Source organism: Pigmentiphaga sp. NML080357, assembly GCF_002188465.1.
In the GTDB taxonomy this organism is placed as follows: Bacteria; Pseudomonadota; Gammaproteobacteria; order Burkholderiales; family Burkholderiaceae_B; genus Pigmentiphaga.
This window is the reverse complement of record NZ_NINW01000003.1, coordinates 147,592-165,478: the sequence shown is the minus strand read 5'-3', so window position 1 is coordinate 165,478 and position 17,887 is coordinate 147,592. Positions and strand designations below refer to the sequence as shown.

The window sequence follows — 17,887 nt, the reverse complement described above, 5'->3', positions numbered from 1 at the left end:
CGGATAGGGACGGGCGCGAGAGACGGCGCGGACCGGCCGGAGGAGGAAGAGCCGTCCGCGCCGACTGAATACAAAAGAACCAAAGGAGATCATCGATGGCGTTTACCAAAACTGTTTCGCGCCGCGCCGCCTTGGCGGCGGGCGCTTTCGCATGCGCCTGCGCCGCGCTCGCCATGCCGCAGGCGGCGCAGGCTGCCTATCCCGAACGGCCGATCACGCTGCTGGTCGGATTTCCCCCTGGCGGCGGGGGCGACCTGTACGGCCGGTTGATCGCTTCGGCCCTGAGCAAGACGCTGGGCCAGACCGTGGTGGTGGAAAACCGTCCCGGCGCCGGCGGCAACATTGCCGCCGAGCAGGTGGCGCGCGCCAATCCCGACGGATACACCCTGATCCTCGCCATGAGCGGCAACTTCGCGGCGTCGCCGGCCTTCAAGCCGCAACAACTGCGTTACAAGGTCCCGGACGACTTCGCCATGATCGGCCTCATCCTGGAAGCGCCGCACGGCATGTTCGTGTCCCACAACTCGTCATACAAGAGCGCGGCCGAGGTGTTGAAGACCGCCAGGCAGAAGGAGCTGACCTTCGCGTCCACCGGTACCGGCGGCGCGGCCCACATCGGCATGGAACGCATCAAGTCGCTGGCCGGGCTCAATCTGCTGCACGTGCCGTACAAGGGCTCGGGGCCCGCCATCGCCGATCTCATCGGCGGGCAGGTGGACCTGTTCTTCGCGACGGCTTCGCCCCTGATCGGCCAGGTGAGGCAGGGGCAACTGCGCGTGCTGGCCCTGACCGGCGAAGAACGCAGCCCGGCGCTGCCCGACGTGCCCACCTTCAAGGAGCTGGGCGTGAACATGACGATGACGCAATGGTACGGACTGGCGGCGCCTGCCGGCACGCCCAAGGCCGTGGTGGAAAAGTTGTCGCATCATCTCGGCATGGCCTTGAAGGATCCTGCCGTGCGGGAGGCCATCCGGAAGGATGCGGCAGTCGAAAAGGACGTGCCCATGGACAAGTTCCGCGAGTACGTGCTCCGTGACATCGAGCAATACCGCGAAGCGGTCACGCCCGAGCTGATGAAGATGATGGGGTTGTGATCCCCGTCCGACAAAGGAAGCAAGCATGCAGTACGAAACCCTGGTAGATGTCGACGAACTGGCGCAGGCACTGTCCGCGGATCGCTCCAAGGTGCTGGTGGTCGATTGCAGTTTCGACCTTGCCGACCGCCGGGCCGGCCGGCGCCTCTACGAGGGCGGCCACCTTCCCGGCGCCCGCCATGCCGACCTGGAAGAGGTGCTGAGCGGCGCCAAGACCGGCACCAATGGCCGCCATCCGCTGCCCGAGCGGGAATCTTTCGCCCGGGCCATGCGCGCGCTCGGCGCCCACGACGACACCCAGGTCGTGGCGTATGACAACGCCGGCGGCATGTTCGCGGCCCGCTTGTGGTGGCTGCTGCGCTGGGCGGGCCATCGCGCGGCGGCCGTGCTCGATGGCGGCATGGCCGCCTGGCGCGCCGCCGGCCTTCCCGTCGAGACCGACGAACCGGCGCCCGCGGCCAGCGGCACGTTCTCGCTGCGCGATTCGCTGACGCGCACCGTCTCCCTCGATACCTTGCGGGCCAGCCTGGGGAGCGGTGAATACCTGATCATGGATGCCCGTGCCGCCGACCGCTTCCGGGGCGAGAACGAAACCCTGGATCCGATAGGCGGCCACATCCCCGGCGCGCGCAATCGCTTCTTCCGCGACAACCTCACCGACGCCGGCCTGTTCCGTTCCGCGGAGGAACTCCGCCGCGACTTCGAAGCGCTGGCGGGCGGCGTGCCGGTGCGGCAGTGGGTCAACCAATGCGGCTCCGGCGTCACGGCCTGCCACAACCTGCTGGCCCAGGCGGTGGCGGGCCTCCCCGGCGCGGCGCTGTATCCCGGTTCATGGAGCGAATGGTCGGCGCAGCCCGGCGCCCCCGTGGCCACTGGCCCGCAGGACTGAGGCGCGCCATGGCCGACATCGACACCGCATTTCCGTCACCGGGCATGCTGCCGCACAGCGCGCACTGGGGCGTCTTCCAGGCGCGGCTCGACCGGAGCGGGCTGATCGTGCAGCCGCATCCGGACGATCCCGATCCGAATCCCATCATCGAGAATTTCCCCGGGGCATTGGACCATCCCGCGCGCGTCACGCAGCCCATGGTGCGCCGGGGCTGGCTGGAAAACGGACCTGGGCCCGACGCCAGGCGCGGCCGCGACGAATTCGTGGCCATGTCCTGGGACGACGTGCTCGACCGCCTGGCCGCGGAGCTTTCCCGCGTCAAGCAAAGCCATGGTCCCGAGGCAATATTCGGCGGCTCGTACGGCTGGTCCAGCGCCGGGCGTTTCCACCATGCCCAGAGCCAGGTCCACCGTTTCCTGAATACCTCGCTGGGCGGCTACGTCCGCTCGGTCAACAGCTACAGCGCGGGCGCCTCGGGCGTCATCCTGCCCCACATCCTGGGCAGCATGGACGAAGTCGCCCGGCGCAACGTCACCTGGGAACAGATCGTCGCTCATACCGACGTGGTGCTGGCTTTCGGCGGCATGGCGCTGAAGAACTCGCGCGTGGCCAGCGGCGGCATCAGCCGCCACGTCGAGCGCGGCGCCATGCACGATGCGGCGCGCCGCGGTTGCCGGTTCTTCTGCATCAGTCCCCTGCGCAGCGATATGCCGGCAGAGGCGGATGCCCGCTGGCTGGCGATCCGGCCGGGCGCCGATACGGCGCTCATGCTCGGCCTGATGCATACGCTGGTGGCCGAGGGCATGCACGACCGCGCCTTCCTCGACCGGTATTGCGACGGCTGGGACCGCTTCGAGGACTACCTGATGGGGCGGAGCGACGGGCAGCCCAAGTCCGCAGCCTGGGCCGCGCCGAAATGCGACCTCGCGGCCGCCGAAATCGCCGAGCTGGCACGCAGCCTGCCCGGCAAGCGGGTATTGGTGACGGTGTCGCATTCGCTCCAGCGCGCCGAGCATGGGGAACAGCCGGTATGGGCCGGCGCGGTGCTGGCCGCGGTGCTCGGCCAGCTCGGCCTGCCTGGCGGAGGCTATGCCTATGCACTGGGGACGCTGGCGCACTACGGCAAGCGCAGCAACGCCGTGCCGGTGGCCGCGCTGCCCCAGGGCACCAATGGCGTGAAGGATTTCATCCCCGTGGCGCGCGTCGCGGACATGCTGCTGCATCCGGGGCAGTCCTATGCCTACAACGGCCAGACCCGCACTTACCCCCGCATCCGCCTGGCGTACTGGGCGGGCGGCAACCCCTTCCACCATCACCAGGACCTGGCCCGGCTGGCGAGGGCTTTCCGCCAGCTCGATACCTTCGTCGTGCATGAGATCGCCTGGACCGCCACGGCTCGCCATGCCGACATCGTTCTGCCCAGCACCATGACCCTGGAGCGCGAAGACATCGGCGCCACGCCCACCGATCCGCTGGTCGTCGCCATGCACCGCATTGCGCCCCCCAACGGGCAGGCGCGCGACGACTACGACATCTTCGCCGCGCTGGCCGGGCGGCTGGGCACGCACGAGGCGTTCACCGAGGGACGCACCAGCCGCCAGTGGCTGGAACATCTGTACGAGCGGACCCGTGCCGCCCTGCGCGAACTCGGCGGCGAGGCCCCGGACTTCGAGACATTCTGGCGGCAGGGAAGCCTGGTACTGCCACAGCGCGAAGACGATGGCGGCATCCTGCGCGCGTTCCGCAAGGATCCCGCCGGCGCGCCGCTGCCCACTCCCAGCGGCAAGGTGCAAGTGAGTTCACCCGTGGTGGCAGGCTTCGGCTATGCCGATTGCCCCGGGCACCCCGCATGGCTGGAGCCGCAGGACGCGCCTACCGATGCTCATCCGCTGTATCTCGTCGCCAACCAGCCGGCGACCAAGCTGCACAGCCAGCTGGACTTCGGCCGCCACAGCGCGGGAGCCAAGCGAGATGGCCGGGAGGTATGCACCATGCATCCGGACGACGCATCGGCGCGCGGCATTCGCGAGGGCGACATCGTGCGCCTGTCCAACGGCCGCGGGGCTTGCCTGGCAAGCGCTGCCTTGAGCACCGACATTCGGCCTGGCGTGGTGCAATTGCCCACCGGGGCCTGGTATGACCCCGCGGACAGGCAGGACGACGGCCCGCCCCTGTGCGTACACGGCAATCCCAACGTGCTGACGCGCGACGCGGGCACGTCCTCGCTGGCCCAGGGCTGCACGGGACAGCTCACCACGGTCCAGGCCGAACGCTACGATGGCCCGCTGCCGGCCATCCGCGCTTTCGAGCCGCCGGTTCCTGGCGCCCTCTGAACGCGACGCCGATACGGGGCGCCTTGGTTCCCCTTGCTAAAATGGCAGGTTAGCCAGTCCACCCCCTGGCTGGCCGTGCCTCCCAGGGGCCTGCGCCAGGGATCCTTCGAGGCCCCGTGTCGTCCATGTCTTTTCCTGCCCTTCCCTTTCCCCCTTCGTCCTATACGCGTGGCGCCGAGTTCGCTCGCCTCCTGACCGAGCGCATCCTGATCCTGGACGGCGCGATGGGCACGATGATCCAGCGCTACAAGCTGGACGAGGCGGCTTTCCGCGGGGAGCGCTTCGCCGCCCACGGCAAGGACCTGAAGGGCAATAACGAACTGCTGAGCCTGACCCGGCCCGATGTCATACTCGAGATCCATCGCGGCTACCTGGCGGCGGGCGCGGACATCATCGAGACCAACACCTTCGGGGCCACGTCCATCGCCCAGGGCGATTACGAGCTGCCCGAGCTCGCCTACGAGCTCAACCTCGCCTCGGCGCGGCTGGCGCGGCAGGTCTGCGACGAGTTCAGCACTGCCGCGCGGCCGCGTTTCGTGGCCGGCGCGCTGGGGCCGCAGCCCAAGACCGCCTCGATCTCGCCCGACGTGAACGACCCCGCCGCGCGCAACGTCACCTTCGACGAGCTGCGCGCGGCCTATACCGAACAGTTGAACGGCCTGCTCGACGGCGGCATCGACCTCGTCCTCATCGAGACCATCTTCGATACCCTGAACGCCAAGGCGGCCATCTTCGCGGTGGAGGAAGTGTTCGAGGCGCGCGGGGTGCGACTGCCGGTCATGATCTCGGGCACGGTCACCGACGCTTCGGGCCGCATCCTGTCGGGGCAGACGGTCGAGGCCTTCTGGAACTCCGTGCGCCACGCCCGCCCCATCACCATCGGCCTGAACTGCGCGCTGGGCGCGGCGCTCATGCGGCCCTACATCGCCGAGCTGTCCAAGATCTGCGATACCTTCGTCTGCGTCTATCCCAATGCAGGCCTGCCCAACCCGCTCAGCGACACGGGCTTCGACGAAACGCCGGAAGACACCTCGGGCCTTCTGGAGGAGTTCGCGCGGGCCGGCTTCGTGAACGTGGTGGGCGGCTGCTGCGGCACCACGCCGGACCACATCCGCGCCATCGCCGAGAAGGTGGCGGGGCTGCCGTTGCGCCAGCCGCCCGTGATCGACACCAAGATGCGCCTGTCGGGCCTGGAGGCGCTGAACATCGACGAAGAGACCCTGTTCGTCAACGTGGGCGAGCGCACCAACGTGACCGGCAGCAAGATGTTCGCGCGCCTGATCCGCGAGGAGAAATTCGACGAGGCGCTGGCCGTGGCGCGCCAGCAGGTCGAGAACGGCGCGCAGATCATCGACGTCAACATGGACGAGGCCATGCTGGATTCGCAGGCCAGCATGACGCGCTTCCTGAACCTGATCGCCTCCGAACCCGACATCTCGCGCGTGCCGGTCATGATAGACAGCTCCAAGTGGAGCGTGATCGAGGCCGGCCTGAAGTGCGTGCAGGGCAAGGCCGTCGTCAATTCGATCTCGATGAAGGAAGGCATCGAGCCCTTCCTTCAGCAGGCCCGGCTGTGCCGGCGCTACGGCGCGGCGGTGGTGGTCATGGCCTTCGACGAGCAGGGCCAGGCCGATACGCTCCAGCGCCGCATCGACATCTGCGGACGCGCCTACAAGCTGCTGGTGGAAGAGGTGGGCTTCCCGCCCGAGGACATCATCTTCGACCCGAACGTGTTCGCCATCGCCACCGGCATCGACGAGCACAACCACTACGCCGTGGACTTCATCGAGGGCACGCGCTGGATCCGGCAGAACCTGCCGCACGCCAAGGTGTCGGGCGGCATCTCCAACGTCAGCTTCTCGTTCCGCGGCAACGAGCCGATGCGGGAGGCCATCCACACGGTCTTCCTGTACCACGCCATCCGCGAAGGGCTGACGATGGGCATCGTGAACGCCGGCCAGCTGGGCGTGTACGCCGACCTGGACCCGGTGCTGCGCGACCTGGTGGAAGACGTGGTGCTGGACCGCGCCGAACCGCTCGGCCGCAAGGACCCGGACGACGAACGCACGTCCACCGAGCGGCTGGTGCAGTTCGCCGACACGATCAAGGGTTCGGGCGCCAAAAAGGAAGAAGACCTGGCCTGGCGCAGCCTGCCCTACGGCGAGCGGCTGACGCACTCGCTGGTGCACGGCATCAACACCTACATCGTCGAGGACACCGAGGAAGCCCGCCAGGCCGTGGACGCACGCGGCGGCCGCCCCATCGAGGTGATCGAGGGGCCGCTGATGGACGGCATGAACGTCGTGGGCGACCTGTTCGGCTCGGGCAAGATGTTCCTGCCGCAGGTGGTGAAGTCCGCGCGCGTGATGAAGCAGGCCGTGGCCCACCTCATTCCCTTCATCGAGGAAGAAAAGCGCCAGATCGAGGCCGCCGGCGGCGACGTCCGCTCCAAGGGCAAGATCGTCATCGCCACGGTCAAGGGCGACGTGCACGACATCGGCAAGAACATCGTCAGCGTCGTGCTCCAGTGCAACAACTTCGAAGTCGTCAACATGGGCGTCATGGTGCCGGCCGCGGAAATCCTGGCCAAGGCCAAGGAAGAAAAGGCCGACATCGTCGGCCTCTCGGGCCTGATCACGCCCAGCCTGGAGGAAATGGCCTACGTCGCCGCCGAGATGCAGCGCGACGACTACTTCCGCGAACGCAACCTGCCGCTCTTGATCGGCGGCGCCACCACCAGCCGCGTGCACACGGCGGTGAAGATCGCGCCGCACTACGAAGGCCCGGTCATCTACGTGACCGACGCCAGCCGCTCGGTGGGCGTGGCGCAGAACCTGGTGTCGGACCAGGCCGCGCAGTATATCGCCGAGATCAAGACCGAGTACGAGCGCGTGCGCGAGCAATACGCCAACCGCAAGGCCACGCCGCTGATCCCGCTGGCCGAGGCGCGCGCCAACAAGCCGCCCATCGCGTGGGACGGCTACCAGCCGCCGCGGCCCAAGTTCATCGGCCGCCGCACGTTCAAGAACTTCGACTTGGCCGAGATCGCGCGCTATATCGACTGGCAGCCCTTCTTCCAGACCTGGGACCTGCACGGCGGCTTCCCCGCCATCCTGGACGACGCGGTCGTGGGCGACTCCGCCCGCAAGGTCTACGCCGATGGCCAGGCCCTGCTCAAGCGCGTGATCGAAGGCCGCTGGCTGACCGCCAACGGCGTCGTGGCCTTCTATCCCGCCAACAGCGTCAACGACGACGACATCGAGATCTACGCCGACGAGTCGCGCCAGAAGGTGCTGTTCACCTGGCGCAACCTGCGCCAGCAGACCGCCAAGCGCGAAGGCGTGGACAACAAATGCCTGGCCGACTTCATCGCGCCCAAGTCCAGCGGGATTGCCGACTATATCGGCATGTTCGCCGTCACCGGCGGCCTGGGCATCGAGAAGTGGGAAGCCGAGTTCCAGAAGCAGCTCGACGACTACTCCAGCATCATGCTCAAGGCCATCGCCGACCGGCTGGCCGAGGCTTTTGCCGAAGCCATGCATGAGCGCGTGCGCAAGGACCTCTGGGGCTACGCCCCGGACGAGACGCTGGACAACGAGGCGCTGATCAAGGAGGCGTACCGCGGCATCCGGCCCGCGCCGGGGTATCCGGCCTGCCCGGAGCACACGGTCAAGCGCGACATGTTCGAGGTCATGGCCTGCCAGGACATCGGCATGGAATTGACCGAGAGCCTCGCCATGTACCCGGCGGCCGCCGTATCCGGCTTCTACTTCAGCCATCCGGAGTCGCAGTATTTCAATGTCGGGAAGATCGGCGAGGACCAGCTGGCGGACTACGCGGCGCGCAGCGGGCGCAGCGAGGACGAGCTGCGGCGGGCGTTGATGTCGAGTCTGTAACTCCTACGCCCACGGCCAGGTACGGTTTTCTTGGTTGCGCATTGTTGCTACCAGAATGCGGTGGATCCGGCTCCGCCGGTCCACCGCATCGCCCCCTTGAGGGGGACGCGCGCAGCGCGGAGGGGGGGCTTACCGCGGCTGGAACATGATGATGCCCATGCCCGCCAGCGCGACCGCCGTGCCGGCCAGGTCCCAGGGCGTGGGCCGTATGCCGTCCACGGCCCATAGCCACAGGATGGCGGTGCCGATGTAGACGCCGCCATACGCCGCATACACGCGTCCCGCCGCGGTGGGGTGGAGGGTCAGCAGCCACGCGAACAGGGCCAGGCTGGCCGCCGCCGGCAGCAGCAGCCAGGCCGAGCGGCCGTGGCGCAGCCAGAGATAGGGCAGGTAGCAACCGACGATCTCGGCCACCGCGGTGGCCACGTACAAGAGAAATATCCGCATGGGCGGATTTTGTCACGGGCTGGCTGGCGCGTCAGCGATTCCTCGCGGGCCGCGCCTGCAAGACGCGAGCGGGGACCTTGCCCCGCGCCCGGTCATGCGATGGCGGGATCGGGCTTGTCGGCATCGATGCCGTACCGCTGCATCGCCTGCGCCACGAGCGCGGGCGGCACGGCGCCTTCGTCGGCCAGCGCCTTGAGCGCCGCCACGGCGATGAAATGCCTGTCCACCTCGAAGAAGGTCCGCAGCGATTCCCGGGTATCGCTGCGTCCGAAGCCGTCGGTGCCCAGCGCGACGAAACGCCGGCCGCCGACGAAGGGGCGGATCTGGTCGGCGACGATCTTCATGTAGTCGGTGGCGGCGACGATGGGGCCGGCGTGCTCGCGCAGGCACTGCTGCACGTAGGACACGCGCGGCGTGGCCCCGGGATGCAGGAGGTTCCAGCGCTCGGCCGCCAGCCCGTCGCGACGCAGTTCGGTGAGGCTGGTGGCGCTCCATATGTCGGCGCCGATGGAAAAGTCCCGGTCCAGCAGTTCCGCCGCGGCGATGACTTCGCGCAGGATGGCGCCGCTGCCCATCAGCTGTACTCTCGGTCGTCCGGCGGGGCCGGCGTCCGCGCGGAAGAGGTACAGGCCTTTCAGGATGCCTTCCTTGTCTTCCTCGCGCAGCGCAGGGTGCGGGTAGTTTTCGTTGAGCAGCGTGACGTAGTAGTAGATGTCTTCCTGTTCGACATACATCCTGCGCAGGCCGTCCTGGATGATCACCGCCAGTTCGCAGGCGAAGGCAGGATCGTACGAGACGCAACTGGGAATGACGGACGACAGCACGTGGCTATGCCCGTCGTCGTGCTGCAGGCCTTCGCCCATCAGCGTCGTGCGGCCGGACGTGGCGCCCAGCAGGAAACCGCGCGTGCGTGCGTCGGCCGCCGCCCACGCCAGGTCGCCCACACGCTGCAGGCCGAACATGGAATAGAAGATGTAGAAGGGAATGGTGGCCAGGCCGTGCGTGCTGTACGAGGTGCCGGCGGCGATCCACGACGCGATCGCGCCCGCCTCGTTGATGCCTTCCTGCAGGATCTGGCCGTCCCGGGCTTCCTTGTAGTAGCTCAGCTGGCCGGCATCCTGCGGCGTGTACAACTGCCCCAGGTGCGAATGGATGCCGATCTGGCGGAACAGCCCTTCCATGCCGAAGGTCCGGGACTCGTCGGGGACGATGGGAACGACCAGGGGGCCGAGTTGCGGGTCCTTCAGCAGTGTGCTCAGGATGCGCACGAACGCCATGGTGGTGGAAGCGCCCCGGTCGCCCGTATCCTTCAGATGCGCCGCGAAGGCGTCGAGCGCCGGCACCGGCAGCGGCGCCACCGCGCCGCTGCGCGCGGGCACGTGGCCGCCCAGGCGGGCGCGCCGGTCGGCCAGGTAACGGGCTTCGGGGCTGCCCGGTTCGGGCTTCAGGTAAGGCATCTCGGCCAGCTGCGCGTCGGTCAGGGGCAGCGCGAACCGGTCGCGGAACGCCCGCACGGCGGCGTCGGCCATCTTCTTCAACTGGTGGTTGATGTTCTGGCCTTCCCCGGCCTCGCCCATGCCGAAGCCTTTCACGGTCTTGGCCAGCACCACCGTGGGCCGGCAAGAATGGGATACGGCCGCGGCATAGGCGGCGTAGACTTTTTCATGATCGTGGCCGCCGCGGGAAAGCGCCCAGATCTCGTCATCCGTCATGTCGGCCACGAGGTCCAGCAGCTCGGGGTACTTGCCGAAGAAATGCTCGCGCACGTAGGCGCCGTTCTGCGACTTGAAGGTCTGGTAGTCGCCGTCCACGCACTCCATCATCCGGCGGCGCAGCAGGCCCGTGTGGTCGCGCGCCAGCAAGGCGTCCCAGCCGCCGCCCCACACCACCTTGATGACATTCCAGCCCGCGGCTCGGAACGTGCCTTCGAGTTCCTGCATGACCTTGCCGTTGCCGCGCACCGGGCCGTCCAGTCGCTGGAGGTTGCAATTGACGACGAAGATCAGGTTGTCGAGTTTTTCCCGGCCGGCCAGGGCGATGGCGGCCAGCGACTCGGGCTGGTCCATTTCGCCATCGCCGAGGAAGGCCCACACCTTGCGCCCCTGTTGCGGCTTGAGGCCGCGATAGTCGAGATAGCGCATGAAGCGGGCCTGATAGGCGGCAGTCAGCGGGCCCAGGCCCATCGACACGGTGGGGAATTGCCAGAAGTCCGGCATGAGCCGGGGGTGCGGGTAGGACGAAAGCCCGATGCGCCCGGCCTCGCGCCGGAAGTTGTCCAGCCGGGCTTCGTCTATGCGGCCTTCGATGTAGGCCCGGCCATAGATGCCGGGAGCCGAGTGACCCTGGATGTACACCAGGTCGCCGGCGAACTCGGCGGTGCGGCCGCGGAAGAAATGGTCGAAACCCACGTCGTACAACACCGCCGCCGAGGCATAGGTGGCGATATGGCCGCCGACGTTGGAATGCCTGCCGGCGCGCAACACCATGGCCATCGCGTTCCAGCGCACATAGGCGCTCAGGCGGCGCTCGATCGCCAGGTCGCCGGGATAGGCCGGCTGGCGCGCGCGCGGAATGGTATTCACGTAAGGCGTCGTGACCCGGCCGTGCAGGTCGCCATGCCGGGACATGTCTTCGTCCAGCAGTTGATCGATCAGGTAGTGCGCCCGGTCGCGGCCTTCGACCGCCACGACCGCCTCCATGGCGTCCAGCCATTCGCGGGTTTCCTGGGGATCGGTGTCGAGAGAGGCGAGAGGCGGATTCATGAGGCGGCTCCACGAAAGGTTGCGGACCGGATGCGGCGATCGCGGCAGGCGCAAGCCATGGACATCCGGCATTGAATTGCAAATGCAATCATAGTAAATGCAATTCTATCGCCTCGCCATATAATTGCAACTGCAATGGGAGATCACGGAGTCCGCATGGCAGAGAAAGAAGCCGATCCCTGGTTCTCGTTCGTCCGCGCGCATCGCTGGATGATCCGGGAGATCGAACGCCGCCTGGCCGCGGCCGGTTTGCCGTCCTACGCCTGGTACGACGCGCTGTGGGGGCTGGAGAGCGGGCCCGACGGCACTCGCCGCATGCATGAACTGGCGGACGTGATGGCGATCGAGCGCTACAACCTGACGCGCCTGGTGGACAGGCTGGAGCAGGAAGGGCTGGTCACGCGCACCCGCTCCGCGCAGGATGGACGCGCGGCATACGCCTCGATCACCAAGGAAGGGCGGGCGCTGCGCCGGAAGATGTGGAAGGTCTACGAGGCAGCGGTGGACGAATTGTTCCTGTCGCAGTTCAGCCCCGCCGAGCGCGACCGCTTCGCGGCGGCGCTGGACCGCGCCGCTGCAGCAGCCCGGCAGTCCCTGGGGTGACGGCGGAGCGTTAGGCGTCTGCGCGCGTGTCGGCCGGCAGGGGACCGCTGGCATACCGATGTATCGCGGCGGGCAGTGCGGCCGCAGGGAGCCGGCCCTCGTCGCACAGGGCCTGGATCGCGCGTATGGCGAGCCCCTCGGCTGACAAGGCAGGAGGCAGAGGCGTCAAGGTAGGCGAATCGCCTCCCACCGCGACGAACCTGCCCTGCACGTGGGCGCCGATCTGCTCGGCGATGCGGCGGGGGTAGGCCGTGGAGGCCACGACGGGGCTCCCGTCGCGGCCCAGGCAACGAACGAGGTGGGCGCGGCGGACAGGTGCGGAAGGACGAAGCAGCCTGAGCCCTTCTGCATCGCTGGCCTCGCGAGCAAGCCGCGTATAGCTCGGACAGCTCCATACTTCGGCGATGACGCGCCAGTCCTGCCACAGGCGATCGGCCGCCCGCAGGGCGGTGCGCAGCGTCGCGCCGGCGGCCAGCAGCCTGACCGCCGCCTGTCCGGCCCGCGGAGGCCGGACCCGGTACATGCCGCGCACGGCGTCGGCCGCCTGGGCCGCATCCAGGAGCGTGGACGCCTCGTCCGCGTGATCGTGTGCCGATAGGTAGTAGAGCCGCCGGGCGCCGCCTACATACAGGTCTCGAAGCGCGTTCGCCATGATCGTCCATGCCTCGCCTGCCGATGCCGGGTCGTAGGGCAGGCAGGTCAGGTTGTCCGCCAGCCATAGGGGGAGATCCCCCGCGCGATGACGCGGCCAGGCGACATCGTTGCAAAGCACGCCGCGCTGGCGCAATTGCGCCAGCCTCACGCGCAGCTGGGTCACCGAGCACGCGTGGAGCAGATACAAGAGCGGCCGTTCGAAACGCCGGGCGTTGCGGCCGAACCATAGCGGCCAGGCGCTGGCCAGGGTGCCTTCGCCTTCTGTCGCATCGGTCCTGATCACCCAGGCCTGGTCCGCCGCCGCTTCTCTTTCCAACGCCCGGGCGTAAGACTCGATGGCCTTCAGGGGCGTGAGCCGGGCCTCGCCAGCCAGCGTCCTGCAGCGCTCCAGCACCGCCAGGCAATGCATGGCCGCCCGCCGAGTGGCATGCGCATCGCCCGGGCCGGGCGAGGAAAAACGAAATGTGCCGGTCTCCATCTTGTGCAGGCGGTTCATCCGCGATAGAGTTGCAATTACGATGATTGTAATTGCAATCGATAATTCGTGCCAACGGATGCCGACATGACCTCGACCGCAGCCATCACCCTCTACACCGCCGATACCCCCAACGGCCTGAAGATCAACATCTTCCTGCAGGAGGCCGGCGTTTCCTACACACAGGTGGGACTCGACCTGGGACGGGGCGAGCAGCATCGTCCCGAATACCTGGCCATCAATCCCAACGGCAAGATACCCGCCATCACGGATGCCGACACAGGCGTGTCGGTATTCGAGTCCGGCGCCATCCTGACTTATCTTGCGAACAAGTACGGCCGCTTTTCGTCCGCCTCGCTCGCCGATGGCCTGCAGATACAGCAATGGCTGTACTTCCAGGTGGCGGGGATCGGGCCCATGCTCGGCCAGCTCTGGTGGTTCATGCACGGCTCCGGCACGCGCAACGAGGAGGCCCTCGCGCGCTATCGCAAGGAGTCTCATCGCCTGTATGGCGTGGTCGAGCGGCGTCTGCAAGCTTCCCGCCATCTTGCGCTGGATGACTATTCCATCGCCGACATGGCGGCGTTTCCCTGGCTGCGCACGCATGACGAGCTCGCGCTCGACATGACCGCCTATCCCGCCGTCCGCCAGTGGTTGGCGGCAATCGAGGCGCGGCCGGCGGTGCAGCGCGCATTGATCGCCAATCGCATCCGCGGCCGTTCGGAACAGCGGGGCGCGCCGGATGCGCACAGGGAGTAGCGCCATGGCTTGGCTATATCTGCTGGCGGCGGCCTGCCTGGAAGTGGCCATGGGCGCGGCATTGAAGCTGAACGGCGGCTGGAGCAAGCCCCTGCCCAGTGTCGCCGCCGTGGCGGCTGGCCTGGGGAGCATCTATCTGCTGGCGCTGGCACTGCGTGCGCTGCCGCTGGGGACCGCCTATGCGATCTGGACCGGCCTGGGAACCATAGGGCTGACCGTGCTGGGCATGGTGTATTTCCAGGAGAACGCCCATGCCGTCCGGTTGTTCTTTCTTGCCCTTGCCGTCATCGGGATCGTCGGCCTGCGGTTCGCCGAGGCGGCGGGGTGACGGCGCTCGAACCGCCGAACTCCCGCTCCAGCCAGCCAAGGAAAGCGCGCGCCGGCGGATGGCGTTCGCGGCCCGGCGCGCATAGCACGGTGTAGCGGGCGCCGGGTACCGTCACGTGGGGCCTGAAGGGCATGAGCAGGCCCTGGGCCACGGCGTCCGACACGATGATCGAGCTTGCCAGCACCAAGCCTTGGCCCGCGATGGCGGCCTGCAGGGCATAGTGTTCTTCTTCGTAGCGCCGCATCGACGGACGGCCTCGCAGCCATGGCAGATCCGCGGCTTCGCACCATAGCCGCCAAACGTCTTCATACAAGGTGGAATCGCGCCACTGCACCGAGATCAGCACGGGCCTTGCCTTGACCCCGGCCGAGACCAGGCCGGGGGCGCCGTATACCCCGAACGACTCGGCCAGGGCCGCCGGCGCGAGCAAGCCGGGATATTCGCCGGTGCCGTAACGGATGGCGACGTCCACGCTGGCGTCCTGGAGGAGATCGATGACCCGCGCAGTCGTATCGATGCACACTTCGTAGCCGGGGTGCTCCTGGTAGAAGCGCCCCAGCCGCGGCACCAGCCACAACGCGGCAAACGAATGGGTGGTGGTGACCGTGACCGTGCCGCCGCTGCGCCGGGGCCGCAAGGCGTCGATGGCCTGGCCGATGTCCAGCAGTGCACCGTGCACCGCATCGAGCAACCGGTTTCCCGGCGCGGTAATCCGCACACCGCCTGCCCCGCGCTCGAACAATGCCACGCCCAAGTGGCGTTCCAGCGAGCGGACCTGGTGCGAAACGGCGGTCGGCGTAACGTTGAGTTCGGCCGCGGCCTGCTTGAAGCTGCGCAGCCTGGCCGCCGCTTCGAAAGTGCGCAAGGCGTTCAGGGGCAATCCGGCGAACATGGCAGGAATACTGAAGATGAATTCATTTCATCTTATTTGAAAGATGCTCATTCGCCAATGCCGATCCAAGCGCGTAAATTCATATCTGCCCGGGCTGGACAGCAACCCACCTAAACGTAACGGATGATATGGATTCACCTTCTTCGATACTGATTCTCGTCGGCAGCCCGCGCCGGGACGGCAACAGCGCCCTGCTGGCCCGGGCCGTCGAAGACGGCGCGCGTGAAGCGGGCGCCGAGACCCGCGTGCGTTTCCTGGACGACTACCTCGGCGGATTCCTGGGAGACCGCACCCATTATTCGGATCCGGCCACGGACCGGTACGCCGAGCTTTTCCTCGAGGAATTCCTGCCCGCCGCCGGCGTCGTGTTCTGCACGCCCATCTATTGGTACGGCATGTCGGCGCAGACCAAGGCCTTCTTCGACCGCTCGTTCACCTATTACTCGAACTCCTACCCCGGCCACGCCGACGTGCTGACGAGGATGCAAGGCAAGCGGCTTGCATTGACGCTGGCGTCGGAGGAAACCTATCCCGGCGCGGGACTCGGCATCGTGCAGCAAATGCAGGAATTCGCGCGCTACACCCACTCGGCCTTCGTCGGCTACGTGCATGGAGCGGGCAACCGCCGGGGCGAGGTCGCGCACGATCCTCGCGATCCGCTGACGGCGGCCCGGCGGCTGGGTGCCCGCCTGCTGCAATGGCCCTATAGCGACTATCGCATCGATACGCCGCGCAGCCACGAGGTATGGGCGCCGGCGGCGTAGCGCGACGCCGGGTCACCGCCGCTGCAACAAGTAAAACAGCCCCATGGCCGGGCGGGCCGGCCATGGGGCTGGATGCGGTGCCGCGGCTCGCCGGTCCGCGGGCGGTTCTCCGCCGGCGCCGGGGAGAGTCCGCGGCCCGGTGCTGCGGCTTCGCTCAGGCCGCGTTGGCCAGCGCGGGTTGCTGGCGTTGCGCCGGGGCGGCGCTGCCGATCGCGATGCGCTTGGGCTTGGCTTCTTCAGGCACTTGCCTTACCAGGTCGATGTGCAGCAGGCCGTTCTCGAGATGGGCGCCGCGCACTTCGATGTGGTCGGCAAGGCGGAACGACAGCTTGAAGGCGCGTTGCGCGATGCCCTGATACAGGTAGGTGACCTTGTCTTCGTCCTTCTCGCGCCGGCCACCGGTCACGGTCAGCACGCCGCGCTCGACCTGGACGTCCAGGTCCTCATCGCGCAGGCCGGCCGCCGCGATCACGATGCGGTAGTCGTCGTCGCCACGCTTCTCGACGTTGTAGGGCGGATAGGTGCTGCCCGTGTCGTTACGCAGCGCGAATTCGAACAAGTCGTTGAAGCGGTCGAAACCGACGGAATGGCGGAACAAGGGTGCCAGAGAAAAAGCAGCGTTCATGGCTCGAATCTCCTGATTAGTCAGCAAGTTTCACCGGGGACCCGACTACGGCATCCCCTAAGCCCAATTTCTGGACGGTCCGCCGCTTTTCAAGACCCCCGGACGGCGGTTTTTCCGCTGTCGTTTCCCCGCTGCGCGGCATCGGGACCGGGCCGTCCCAGTCGGCGCAGTCCCAGCGCCACGCCGACCGCCAGCAAGCCGGCCACCGCGACGATGACCGCGGCCGCGGGCCAGCCGAAGGCCTGGATGGCGCCGCCGACCGCCGCCGGTCCGGCGACCTGGCCCACGTTGTTGCCCTGCATCATCAACCCGATGACAAGCGGCACGAGATGCGCCTGCGGCGCCGCCATGGGGGCGGTCGCCAGCAATGTGGCCGGCACCAGGCCGCCGGCCGCCGAAAACAGGACGCAAAGCAGGAACGCGCCCGTATCGGGCAGCAGCGGCAGGAAAATGCCGCAGCCGGCCAGCCCCATGACGACGCTTGCGCCGGCCACCAGCGTCCAGCGCGCCACGCCACGCTCGATCAGGAAGCCGGCGCACAGGTTGCCCGCGATGTTGGCCGCCGTGGCGGCCGCGGCGAACAGCCCGGCGGTCTGCAACGGCATGCTCATCCGTTCGGTCAGCAGGATGGGCAGGAAGCTGAACAGGGCGAAGAACTGCAGGCTATACAGCCCGAAACCGGCCGCGAGCAACAGCGGTCCGCGCCCGCGCAGCGTCGCCAGGCTGTCGCGGCCGGTGTTGCGCCATCCTGTCCATGTGCCGCGCGCGGAAGCCGGCAGCGACACGGCCGCCGCCAGGGCGATCGCCGACAGCGCCGCGCTTGCCCACCACATCGCCCGCCAGGAGGAGAACAGCGGGCCGGCCAGCATGGCCAGCGCCATGCCGGTGGGCATGAAGCAGCTCCAGAGCGCAAACGACAGGTTGCGCTGCCCCGGCACGGCCACGCGCTGCAACAGCGCCGGCCCGGCCACGACGACCAGGAGGAAACCGAGCCCTTCGGCCAGGCGCGCCGCAAGCAGCCAGCCATAGCCTGGCGCCAGCGCGCCCAGGGCGGCGCCCACCGCGCTTGCGCCGATGCCCGCGAGAAAGACGCGCCGGTCGCCCCAGGCGGCCACCAGGGAGCCGGCCGGCATTCCACCCAGCATGCCGAGTACGGCAATGACTGCGGTCAGCCATCCAATGGCGGCCAGGTCCAGTCCCAGGTCGCCGCGCAGCAGCGGTCCGGCGATCGATGCCTTGCCGACTTGCAGCGCGAGGACCACGCCGCTGCCGACGACGATCCAGACCGGCGTCCAGCGGCGCCTCTCTCTGGTGGATTCAACGGAACGGATTGCGAGCATGGCCAAGTCCCTGTCTTGCCGGCGCG

General features: G+C 67.9%; 14 protein-coding genes. 8 read left to right on the top strand and 6 right to left on the bottom strand.

Going from position 1 to position 17,887, the window contains the following annotated elements:
• The first annotated feature begins 95 nt into the window (after positions 1–95).
• The 4 genes from CDO44_RS00950 (at position 96) to metH (ending at position 8,212) form a co-directional block, all read left to right on the top strand.
• On the top strand, positions 96–1,094 hold the full coding sequence (locus CDO44_RS00950) for a tripartite tricarboxylate transporter substrate binding protein (protein ID WP_087778255.1): 999 nt from the start codon (positions 96–98) through the stop codon (positions 1,092–1,094).
• A 25-nt stretch (positions 1,095–1,119) separates the two neighbouring features.
• Entirely contained in the window at positions 1,120–1,983 is an 864-nt protein-coding gene (locus CDO44_RS00945) for a sulfurtransferase (protein ID WP_087778254.1), read from the top strand.
• A gap of 8 nt (positions 1,984–1,991) precedes the next feature.
• Positions 1,992–4,316, top strand: a complete 2,325-nt coding sequence (locus CDO44_RS00940; RefSeq protein WP_087778253.1) for a molybdopterin-dependent oxidoreductase — start codon at positions 1,992–1,994, stop codon at positions 4,314–4,316.
• A 125-nt stretch (positions 4,317–4,441) separates the two neighbouring features.
• Positions 4,442–8,212 carry a methionine synthase gene (gene metH, locus CDO44_RS00935; protein ID WP_087778252.1) on the top strand — a complete coding sequence of 1,257 codons (3,771 nt, stop codon included), beginning with the start codon at positions 4,442–4,444 and terminating at the stop codon, positions 8,210–8,212.
• A gap of 129 nt (positions 8,213–8,341) precedes the next feature.
• Here metH and CDO44_RS00930 read toward each other — a convergent pair whose 3' ends face one another.
• Together CDO44_RS00930 and aceE are read right to left on the bottom strand one after the other, a co-directional pair.
• Positions 8,342–8,659, bottom strand: coding sequence for a YnfA family protein (locus CDO44_RS00930; RefSeq protein WP_087778251.1), 318 nt, complete (start codon positions 8,657–8,659; stop codon positions 8,342–8,344).
• Between the two features lie 92 nt (positions 8,660–8,751).
• Positions 8,752–11,421 (bottom strand): pyruvate dehydrogenase (acetyl-transferring), homodimeric type, encoded by a 2,670-nt coding sequence (gene aceE / locus CDO44_RS00925; protein WP_087778418.1) that lies wholly within the window; start codon positions 11,419–11,421, stop codon positions 8,752–8,754.
• Between the two features lie 156 nt (positions 11,422–11,577).
• On the opposite strand from aceE, the gene CDO44_RS00920 reads away from it, so the two are divergent.
• Positions 11,578–12,024 (top strand): MarR family winged helix-turn-helix transcriptional regulator, encoded by a 447-nt coding sequence (locus tag CDO44_RS00920; RefSeq protein ID WP_087778250.1) that lies wholly within the window; start codon positions 11,578–11,580, stop codon positions 12,022–12,024.
• Between the two features lie 10 nt (positions 12,025–12,034).
• Here CDO44_RS00920 and CDO44_RS00915 read toward each other — a convergent pair whose 3' ends face one another.
• On the bottom strand, positions 12,035–13,174 hold the full coding sequence (locus tag CDO44_RS00915; protein ID WP_087778249.1) for a pyruvate dehydrogenase: 1,140 nt from the start codon (positions 13,172–13,174) through the stop codon (positions 12,035–12,037).
• A gap of 66 nt (positions 13,175–13,240) precedes the next feature.
• Between CDO44_RS00915 and CDO44_RS00910 the strand changes: the two genes are divergently transcribed.
• Positions 13,241–13,912 carry a glutathione S-transferase family protein gene (locus CDO44_RS00910; RefSeq protein ID WP_087778248.1) on the top strand — a complete coding sequence of 224 codons (672 nt, stop codon included), beginning with the start codon at positions 13,241–13,243 and terminating at the stop codon, positions 13,910–13,912.
• A gap of 4 nt (positions 13,913–13,916) precedes the next feature.
• The gene (locus CDO44_RS00905) at positions 13,917–14,240 is read left to right on the top strand and encodes a multidrug efflux SMR transporter (RefSeq protein ID WP_087778247.1); all 324 of its coding nucleotides are present in this window, start codon (positions 13,917–13,919) and stop codon (positions 14,238–14,240) included.
• On the opposite strand, the gene CDO44_RS00900 is transcribed toward CDO44_RS00905, so the two are convergent.
• On the bottom strand, positions 14,197–15,132 hold the full coding sequence (locus CDO44_RS00900; protein WP_087778246.1) for a LysR substrate-binding domain-containing protein: 936 nt from the start codon (positions 15,130–15,132) through the stop codon (positions 14,197–14,199). The two genes, CDO44_RS00905 and CDO44_RS00900, sit on opposite strands and share 44 nt — an antisense overlap.
• A 128-nt stretch (positions 15,133–15,260) precedes the next feature.
• Between CDO44_RS00900 and CDO44_RS00895 the strand changes: the two genes are divergently transcribed.
• Positions 15,261–15,896 carry a flavodoxin family protein gene (locus CDO44_RS00895; RefSeq protein WP_087778245.1) on the top strand — a complete coding sequence of 212 codons (636 nt, stop codon included), beginning with the start codon at positions 15,261–15,263 and terminating at the stop codon, positions 15,894–15,896.
• A 154-nt stretch (positions 15,897–16,050) separates the two neighbouring features.
• Here CDO44_RS00895 and CDO44_RS00890 read toward each other — a convergent pair whose 3' ends face one another.
• The gene (locus CDO44_RS00890; protein WP_087778244.1) at positions 16,051–16,521 is read right to left on the bottom strand and encodes an Hsp20 family protein; all 471 of its coding nucleotides are present in this window, start codon (positions 16,519–16,521) and stop codon (positions 16,051–16,053) included.
• Between the two features lie 89 nt (positions 16,522–16,610).
• Positions 16,611–17,861, bottom strand: coding sequence for an MFS transporter (locus CDO44_RS00885; RefSeq protein ID WP_087778417.1), 1,251 nt, complete (start codon positions 17,859–17,861; stop codon positions 16,611–16,613).
• Between the last annotated feature and the right edge of the window lie 26 nt (positions 17,862–17,887).